Raw genomic sequence first — 6,912 nt, 5'->3', positions numbered from 1 at the left:
GGTAAGGAAATCGGTAAGGAAATTGGAGCGTTAGAAAATGCTCGTGATTTTGTCAAAACAGTTTTGCAAGCTCGCTTAGGTGAAGTTCCTTTAGATGTGGAACAATACCTGAATAAAGTTTCGGTACTATCTACATTACAAGAGATTGTTAAATTAGCAGCTACTGCTAATTCTCTCGCAGAATTTAAGCAGTCTTTGGCAAAAATCAATATCTAGAAAACGGTTTTCTTTGAGAAACTCTTTGAGAAACCCGTTTTCTTTGAGAGACCGGATACCGACCTCTGGCTTTTTGTTTTAATGGTGGACATTTACTTCGTTTTCTGTATTTTTGGCTGCAAAGTTGTAGATAGGGTAACTTTCATCGTGTTTGTATTGGCTGTTTCTGCTCCAATGTTGAAAAACAGATATTTGAGTCCTCCCTGCGCCTTTAGGCTGACTGAACCATTAATTTCAACAGTCAACTGACTTTCTACATCTACCTTGCTTGAAAGAGCTTCCATCACAGATTCAAAGAGTTCTTGCAACTGAACTGCGACGGTTTCCTCTTGTGGTCCCAAAGTAGTCAGGATTTCCTCATCCTCAGTTTGTAAGCTACTAACTGAAGCTGGATCGACGGCTGTGGCATATACTTTAATTGGCATGGTCTTCCTCCTTGGAATTTTTTTGCTGTACAATCGAGAAATCTGGATCGCCATAAATACAATACAGTAGCCAGAATAAGTTTCTTTCGTTGGCTGCAACTTCTTTGGCTTTGGCTACAGCCTGTCCGATAGTAATTTTCTCATCTGGGTTGAATAATTCACGGTAAACAATTTCGGCAAAGTTGACGGCATATTTCACTGGTACGGCTCCTAAAGTTCCAATGAAAGCATCTGCACCACGCTGATAAAATTTCCAGCCAAAACTGCTAAATTTTCCAAAGGTTAACACGGGAACGGTTGAAGCACAGGCGTTAGCAAACACAAGACTACCCGGATCAAGGGGTAGCCTTTGGATGGTTTCAGGGAGCAAGTTTTCAATCCGAGTTTTGTTCTTATCGCCAGCAATTTGGAGTAGGTGCGGTTCTAAATGTCCGTGACAGGTAAAATGAAGCGCATCTGTGCCTGGAATAGCTTTTACAAGGGACGAAATTGGCTGTTTAGCTAACAATTGTACCGCTTCCGGGGGGAGAAGATTAGAGAATAGATGGGTAGCTCGCTCTGCTTCCGAGGAAGGTACATCTCCACCGACAATATTGACAATCCGCTTGATTTGTCTTTTTCCCTTACTTTCAGGTCTATTTTTATCTGGTAAATCTTGACTATCGCTGAGGCGAGGAGAGCGAGCAATAATAAACTTCTTTCCCCAAAAATCTTCGCCGTTGTACATTAATTCCCAAGGAATCCACTGTTCATTAGTGGAGATAATGACAGGAGAACCAATCTTCCAAGTTCCCATTTGTTTGGCCACTTCAGAGGGAATTAACATCTCGAACAAGTTAGCGCCAACACTCTGAAGATTGAAACAGATACTCTCCCAACGCTCATCAGAGGGGTTTCCTTGTTGCACTACTTCTGTCAGGAAAGCATTCAAACTTCGCAAATCATCTTCAATTTGTTGCTGAATATTAGGAATTGTTTTCTCCCACTCGCCTAAGCGATTGGCAGGGAAGATAGTATAGAGTAATTTACTTTCTCTCTCAATCCAAGTAACATTAAGTGTATGTTTATCGGGATTAACCGTCATACTTTCTAAGTTTTTGAGACCATCAATTGGGTCTTCCATTGATAAAACTTTTGGCGATATTTCATGATATGATGAGAAAGTTACGTTAGTTTGAACGATTACATACCCAACTCTTGTTGCTCCTCTGAAAAACTCAATCTCAATCACTTGCTCACCTCTTTCAAGAGGAACAAGGGTAAAAATCACTTCGTTGGAATCGCCTTTAACTGGAACAGTCAACTGCTGTTGATAAGGTCTTATGGCAAATGCTGGAGCAGTAACCTTGACATTTAGTTTAACTTGCTTAGTATTACGTCCTACTGTAAGCCAAATTTTTTCTGGAACACGAGTAAATTTTGGAATCTCTTGAGTTAGCTGAATCTTTAACTCAGCTTTTTGCTCAAGAACACATTCTGATGGGAATTCGATTCGAGTGTGGCGTTGAATTGTTACGCTATTAGACGACGGAAGGGGTTTAGGCTGCTCAGAGCAAGGCGGCCGAATAAACTCCCCACGCTCGTTAATACTCCCTTTATTCGAGTTAAAATAACCCGGGTTGCCGATATATTTTCTGTTTAAATCCGCTTCTCCACCTGCCAATTTGCCGGGTGGAACCTTAATCGTCGGTTCCCCCTTTACATATGAGTTTATGTCTTGAACAAATTCAGTTTTTCTTAGCCTTAGTCCCTCACGGATTACTGATAAGCTTGTTTCTGGATGAGTGAGCAGTTGAAATTGAATACAGAAATCAGCCAACTCGAAATATTGATCCTTAATAGCTTGATAAGCTGTCTCAAGGAGGTCCAAATCGACTTGGCTCAAAATAGTTGCAAATTCAGCTACAAGGCTTTGAAGAACCGTTCCGGACATCACTGGGGATCCCTTGACTAACATCATTCTGATCCATGAACGAGATAATCCCCCCAAAAGATCGCTGGCTTCTGTCACCTTATTTTGTCCCAACAATGCAGCAAGTTGTACGAGTTGCCTATTGCGAGTGTTAGGAAAGTATGCAGCCAAAGCATAAGCCTCGGCGAATTCCCCTTCTCCCAGAAGAGCGACAATCGGTTGCAGCCAAGTTTCACGAGGTGTTTCACTGCGAGTTTCCATTTTCTATACCCTTTCTGACAACGTAGAAAATCTCGTCCTCACTGGTACTGGTAAGCTAAACGGCGCTTAACCTGCATGATCCAATAGCGATAACCCTTTTGGAGTCTATATCGGTGATCCGAAGTAAAAGCCGTTTAGCTTAATCTTAATGGCACGGGTAATGCCTTGTCAATTTGGTGCGGCAATTAATGCCCCGGTCGCTTTTACCCGGGCAACAGATAGCACCACGACCAATATTAACACCATTGTTACTAACGTCTTTACCGATGCTAATGGGGCAACAGCCGGAAATCAAGCTCTCGGAACTAACAGTGCTGTTTTAGTGCGGGTTGCTAATGCTACTACCACTTACCTAATTATCAACGATGGTACAGCAGGCTTCCAAAGTGCTAATGATTTGGTGATTAATCTTACTGGGTTAACGGGTACTTTACCGGCGCTCGGCACTATTGCGGTCAATAGTTTCTTTGTCTAAATTGATGGGGGGGATTAATTCTCCCCTTTTCATGCTCCCGTTCAAGTAATTTTGATATAAAAAAAGTTAAGAGGCTCTTCTCGACTTTGTGTTATGATTTTTGCTTATGAAACCGTGAAATACCTATCAAGCAAGACTTTTAGGGCTATTTTGACGTTCGGCGACGCTCAGTCGAGCCGCAGAAGAAACTAGAAAATATCAGTATAGACCTCGTTTCCACACATAAACCAGAAGAGCCCAAATACTGATGGGCAGTCAGGAGTTTAAGCTTGTGGAGAGACTGTAAGACTCGTTGGGATTCGTCTCAAAAAGCAGGTTTCTGTGAAGCAAGAATCTCCCATCACACCGCAAAGCTGTGTGATGGCGAGAGTGTCAAAATTGTGTTCAATTACCCGTTATCCCAGTTATGCCTTCCAGCGGTCAAGTGAAATCGATTTTTTTTCTTATCCTCTTTCTCCTCAGTATTCTAGGGGGTATTCTACTGGCTTCGCTACTTCAACAACCAGCGATCGCCCAATCTACTTCCTCGGATACAGTGCTGAATCGTTATCAAATTGGACAGCAAACCTATCTAGAAAATTGTGCCAGCTGCCATATTGCCATTGCTCCCAGTATCCTACCGAGTCAAACTTGGAAAAAAATCCTAGAAAATCCTAATTCTCACTATGGTATCCGTTTAAAACCAATTGTCGGCATTACTCAGCGTCTTATCTGGGATTATCTCAGTTATTCTTCCCGCCCTCTTAGGGAGACTACTTTTGTTCCCCTCCTAATTGAACAGTCCAGCTATGTAAAGGTTTTGCATCCTAGTGTCAATTTACCCACTCCTCTCGGTCACACCACCTGTGTCACCTGTCATCCCAACGCTTCCCGCTACGATTATCAAACCCTTACCCCCATCTGGGATGATGCAGCCTAATCAGTTATCAGTTATCAGTTATCAGTTATCAGTTATCAGTTATCAGTTTTCAGTTTTCAGCTTCTGAAGGCAAGGGGCAACAGGCAAGAGGCAAAAGACAGAATCTGACAATTCTCCTACCTAAAAAGAAGGTTAGAAACTAAGCACATCAAAGCTTTTAGCTTAACCAATTAGGTCTTAGATTCGGCCCTTGTTTTCAGATGTGAGTTTTTAGTTCACTGATTACTGATTACTGTTTACTGATCACTGAGAGGGGGTGCAGTTAGGGTGATTTCGCCGATTTGGCCAGCTTTACCCATTAATTGGGCAGGGTTTTCGTTAAGAGAGATTTTAACAGCACCAGCATTGCCCGATCGAATAGTTAAACTCTTTTGGGCTGTCCAAGTTCGTTTGGTCCCGGGTTGGAGATTGCCTTCATGGACTTTTTTGCCATCGGCAATTACCCTTACCCAAGCGGCCTGTTCAATAGTTACTTCGGCTGAGAGAGGAACTTTTGGCTGAGGAGAAAGGGAAGGAGAGGCTACCAGCGCAGGAGAGACTACCGGTGCGAGGGAACCCATGGGGGAAGGAGAGGGAGTAACGGCAGGGGGGTTAGAGAGAGGGGGACGAAGAAAAAGATAGCCAATACCGCAAAATATACCCGCCAGCAAGCCTAGCCAGAGATACATCCCGAAAAAGGTTGATTTAGTTGGTTGGGGGCTAGTTTCTGGGGCTGGTTTTTCTGGTTTCACCCGTTCCACTTTTGGGGCAGCGGGTTCAGCCTTGGGGAGAGGGGTAACTTTTGTGGGCAGTGTTTTCGGGATAGTTACCTCTTGGGCTAATTGTTCCGCACTAGGAGACAAGCGATCAGCTAAAGCTTTACCATCAATTTTTAGGGCATCACCGTAGCGTTTGATAAATCCCTTGACATAAATTAATTCTGGTAATTTCTCCCAATTCCCCGTTTCCAACGCTTCTAGCATTGGTACTCTAATCATCGTCAGGGCGGCGATATCTTCTATGCTCAGGCAGCTTTCTTCTCGTTTTTGACGTAAATAAGTCCCGATTTCCTTGATTTGTTCGGCTTGTAGGGGACTGAGTTGACTCATAATTCCAGTCATAATCTATACCAATTAGATGATAATCTCGATTTTGTTATTTTGGGATAATCTGTTCTCTAGAAGCTCCTTTTACTTTGTCGTCATTACCAGCGAAAAAGTGCCAAAAACTGGCAAAAATCGGCAATATTTGCCAAAGTTAAGTTTTTTATTCTAGGGTGACTGCACTGACCAGCCAATACATACATTTGTTCTCAATGCTTGTTTTTCTCCAACTCTCAGCTTATCCCTAATTAGGGCTGGCTAAATAAATCTAAAAACCTTGTTGGGTAAGACTTTTAGACCTTTTGTCAATCAAAAAGTACTGGATATGGGAGTGATCGGGGGGAAATTTAGGCACTTTTTCCCTGAAAATTAGGTAATTGGCCACCTCAAAACTGGTAAAACCCCACACCCCACACCCCACCCCCCCGATGTCGGGGGGGTGGGGCCACACCCTGCCCCCAGGAAAAACTTTTTGCCGCAAACCCTAATTATGACCTTTATTCCCCATCCCGACACCACCCCCCTTCACCTTACCTGTGCCGTAGTCACGGTGAGCGATACTCGTACCCCAGAGACGGATAGGAGTGGCCAAATAATTCAAGAGTTACTAACTCGATCGGGTCATGATATCGGCCTATACTTAATTATCCCCGATGAACCCTTACAAATTCAAGCAATCTTACCAGAGATTAGCCATCAAAATCGGATAAAAGTCTTAATTCTCAATGGGGGTACGGGTATTGCTCCCAGAGACACCACCTATGATGCTTTAGTGCCTTTATTAAGGATTACTTTGCCCAGTTTTGGCGAATTATTTCGTTATCTCAGCTATCAGGAAATTGGCTCCCGTGCCATGGCATCAAGGGCAATAGCTGGGGTTTATCAAAACTTATTGGTCTTTTCTCTCCCCGGTTCCACTAATGCCGTTAAATTAGCCCTAGAAAAACTGATTCTTCCCGAAATCTCACATCTGGTTAAACAGTTGAATGGATAATTTATTGGAATTTGAGCTTGGCGGCAATTTCTTGAAAACATACATCCCAAAAATAGCCAGCTAGATTCACGGCGCTTAACAGTTTGGGAATTCCTTCACTTAGACTGGCAAAACCTCGATTTTTAATCGGGAGAAAATCGATAGTAATCGCCAAAGTTAAAAGTGCTAAAGCGATGATTAAGATTTGGTAATAAGTTTGTCTTATTTGCCGCCAAAATACTAAACCATAAATCAGAATTACCAAAGCATAAACAGAGATAGTCAAGAATTTGGGAATATCAAAATAGAGGAGAATGATATGAATTCTGAAGATTTCATTGATGGCAAAAAGTCCCGTTATTATAGCAGAAACAAGTAAAAAATGGCGAGAATTACGGAAACTTGCCTTCCGGGACAATAAAGCATAACTAAAAAGGCAAACAATCGGGGGTAAACAACAAAGAAACTGAAAAGAATGGGTTAATACACCAGCGATCGGACTTGGGGGAGTAGCGGGGGGATAAAATAAAAGACTAGCGGGTACTTTTGCCCGATCAACCCCGGCAATCAAAGCTAAAACCAAGAGAAGAACGACAAGATTTATTTTCAGCAAATGCTGTGCTCGTGAGGACATAAGTAGGGCAGTTTA

Annotated in this window: 7 protein-coding genes and 1 pseudogene; 4 read left to right on the top strand and 4 right to left on the bottom strand. The window is 42.7% G+C overall.

Annotation, left to right across the window (positions count from 1 at the left end):
- Positions 1–216 (top strand): hypothetical protein (locus tag MICAI_RS03430; RefSeq protein WP_039899546.1); only part of this gene is annotated, 216 nt, incomplete at its 5' end.
- Positions 217–308: 92 nt separating this feature from the next.
- Here the strand turns inward: MICAI_RS03430 and MICAI_RS03425 are convergent.
- Together MICAI_RS03425 and MICAI_RS03420 are read right to left on the bottom strand one after the other, a co-directional pair.
- On the bottom strand, positions 309–641 hold the full coding sequence (locus MICAI_RS03425; RefSeq protein WP_004268142.1) for a hypothetical protein: 333 nt from the start codon (positions 639–641) through the stop codon (positions 309–311).
- Positions 631–2,814, bottom strand: a complete 2,184-nt coding sequence (locus tag MICAI_RS03420) for a CHAT domain-containing protein (protein WP_008197759.1) — start codon at positions 2,812–2,814, stop codon at positions 631–633. Before MICAI_RS03420 ends, MICAI_RS03425 begins: the two co-directional genes overlap by 11 nt.
- 169 nt (positions 2,815–2,983) lie before the next feature.
- Between MICAI_RS03420 and MICAI_RS03415 the strand changes: the two are divergent.
- Positions 2,984–3,289 (top strand): annotated as a pseudogene (locus MICAI_RS03415) (bluetail domain-containing putative surface protein); the annotation flags it as partial.
- 406 nt (positions 3,290–3,695) lie between these two features.
- On the top strand, positions 3,696–4,208 hold the full coding sequence (locus MICAI_RS03410; RefSeq protein WP_008197756.1) for a hypothetical protein: 513 nt from the start codon (positions 3,696–3,698) through the stop codon (positions 4,206–4,208).
- A gap of 236 nt (positions 4,209–4,444) precedes the next feature.
- Here MICAI_RS03410 and MICAI_RS03405 read toward each other — a convergent pair whose 3' ends face one another.
- The gene (locus tag MICAI_RS03405) at positions 4,445–5,308 is read right to left on the bottom strand and encodes a helix-turn-helix domain-containing protein (RefSeq protein ID WP_008197754.1); all 864 of its coding nucleotides are present in this window, start codon (positions 5,306–5,308) and stop codon (positions 4,445–4,447) included.
- A 472-nt stretch (positions 5,309–5,780) separates the two neighbouring features.
- On the opposite strand from MICAI_RS03405, the gene MICAI_RS03395 reads away from it, so the two are divergent.
- Positions 5,781–6,284 carry a MogA/MoaB family molybdenum cofactor biosynthesis protein gene (locus tag MICAI_RS03395; RefSeq protein ID WP_008197752.1) on the top strand — a complete coding sequence of 168 codons (504 nt, stop codon included), beginning with the start codon at positions 5,781–5,783 and terminating at the stop codon, positions 6,282–6,284.
- A gap of 1 nt (position 6,285) precedes the next feature.
- Here the strand turns inward: MICAI_RS03395 and MICAI_RS03390 are convergent, their stop codons facing one another.
- Positions 6,286–6,897, bottom strand: coding sequence for a hypothetical protein (locus MICAI_RS03390; protein WP_008197750.1), 612 nt, complete (start codon positions 6,895–6,897; stop codon positions 6,286–6,288).
- Between the last annotated feature and the right edge of the window lie 15 nt (positions 6,898–6,912).

The organism is Microcystis sp. T1-4, assembly GCF_000297435.1.
Lineage (GTDB): Bacteria > Cyanobacteriota > Cyanobacteriia > Cyanobacteriales > Microcystaceae > Microcystis.
Note: the sequence above shows the minus strand (reverse complement) of the source record. Positions and strands in the feature narration are given on the sequence as shown.

Excerpts from the sequence above, each read along its gene's own strand:
- MICAI_RS03425 (WP_004268142.1), bottom strand. The coding sequence starts at position 641 with ATGCCAATTAAAGTATATGCCACAGCCGTCGATCCAGCTTCAGTTAGT.
- MICAI_RS03420 (WP_008197759.1), bottom strand. The coding sequence starts at position 2,814 with ATGGAAACTCGCAGTGAAACACCTCGTGAAACTTGGCTGCAACCGATT.
- MICAI_RS03410 (WP_008197756.1), top strand. The coding sequence starts at position 3,696 with ATGCCTTCCAGCGGTCAAGTGAAATCGATTTTTTTTCTTATCCTCTTT.
- MICAI_RS03405 (WP_008197754.1), bottom strand. The coding sequence starts at position 5,308 with ATGACTGGAATTATGAGTCAACTCAGTCCCCTACAAGCCGAACAAATC.
- MICAI_RS03395 (WP_008197752.1), top strand. The coding sequence starts at position 5,781 with ATGACCTTTATTCCCCATCCCGACACCACCCCCCTTCACCTTACCTGT.
- MICAI_RS03390 (WP_008197750.1), bottom strand. The coding sequence starts at position 6,897 with ATGTCCTCACGAGCACAGCATTTGCTGAAAATAAATCTTGTCGTTCTT.